The organism is Streptomyces olivochromogenes (genome assembly GCF_021538895.1).
GTDB classification, from domain to species: Bacteria; Actinomycetota; Actinomycetes; order Streptomycetales; family Streptomycetaceae; genus Streptomyces; species Streptomyces olivochromogenes_A.
The window spans coordinates 1-1312 of the sequence record NZ_JADDRL010000261.1; the positions used below are offsets into that span (position 1 = coordinate 1).

General features: G+C 68.2%; 1 protein-coding gene. It reads right to left on the reverse strand.

What is annotated here, in order from left to right:
- Positions 1-1312: hypothetical protein (locus IPZ69_RS46695; protein WP_235461012.1), on the reverse strand; the 1312-nt coding region annotated here is incomplete at both ends.

The window sequence follows — 1312 nt, forward strand, 5'->3', positions numbered from 1 at the left end:
GAGGTCGGTGGTGTTGCGCAGGCCGCGGATCCGAGCCGCCTCCTCAGCGGTCGGCAGGGGCGGGTCCTCGTTCGCGGCCGGCGCTCCGCCGGCCTTGGGGAAGCGGCTCGGCATGAAGGTCCTGACCCGGTCCCAGTCGTTGTGGCCCTTGAGCAACTCGTCAGTGGTCATGTTCGCGCAGTCCGGCTCGCCGGGAATCGCGTCGATGTTGACGATCTGCTTCGCATCGCCGTCGTCGCCGAAGCCCCCCGGGTTGTCGCCGTTCCAGTCCGGGTTCCGGTTCAGGGGAACGGTGCGCACGGCACCCGCACCGTCCAGGAAGACGAACTGGTTCACCCCGTCCTGCGGGTCGAGCCTGATGCTCTCGTGGAGGTCGTCCTCCTGGAGGTCGGGCAGCACCTCCCGGGACCGGCCCGGCAGGTTGTCGCCGGGCGACCGGCCGAACAGGGTGATCCGGGCCGGGGAGAAGTCGACGACGTGCCCACCGCCCACGCGCGGGATGCCCTCAGACATGGAGTAGTTCATCACGCTCACGTAGTTCGGCTTGCAGTTGGGCTTCGCGTCCGTGCCCGCGTGGTCGAGCCCGAGGTTGTGGCCGAGCTCGTGCATGAGGCCCCCGGCGTCGGCGCGGTAGAGGATGATGTCCGTCCCGCCAATCGAGCCCAGGCCGCCCGCGGCGCACCCGGCGCTATTAGTGGTGTAGAGGACGTAGTTGAACACCTTCTGACGCAGCAGCTGCATGTTGCGCGCCTTCGTGTTGTAGTACTCCGTGTCGAAGTCCTTGTCGTCGCAGTTGTTCAGCGGGAACGCGATCTGGTTGCCGCCCCCCAGGTTGTCGCCGACGATGCAGTCCGGATCCTGCTCGTCGGGCCTGCCGTCTGCGTCGTCGTCGATGTGGTTGCTGCAGGTGGCCACCTTGAGGTCCTCGACGCCGAGTTCTCGGTCGCTGCAGTTCGGATCGGAGCCGTCCGCACCGTTGACGCCGTTGTTGTCCAGTCCGTCGGTGCAGGTGCCTTCGGGCGGGCCCTCCATGGCCGTCTTGTCGTGCAGGCCGCCGGAGTCGACGTGCAGCGTGATGCCGTCCGCGCCGTCGGGGTTGGACAGTGGGGCCGCCGCGAAGGCGTGCTCGACGACCTGGATCGCCTCGTGGGACGGCTGGGAGCCGTCCGAGTAGTCGAGTTCGACGAAGACGTCCTTGTGCAGCGGGTTTGCCTGGAGGGAGGGCAGGTCGACGGCCATCGAACCGTCGGGGTTGCGCACGCCGTAGCGTTCGTAGCGGTCGGCGATGCCGTCCTGGTCGGCGTCGCTGTGG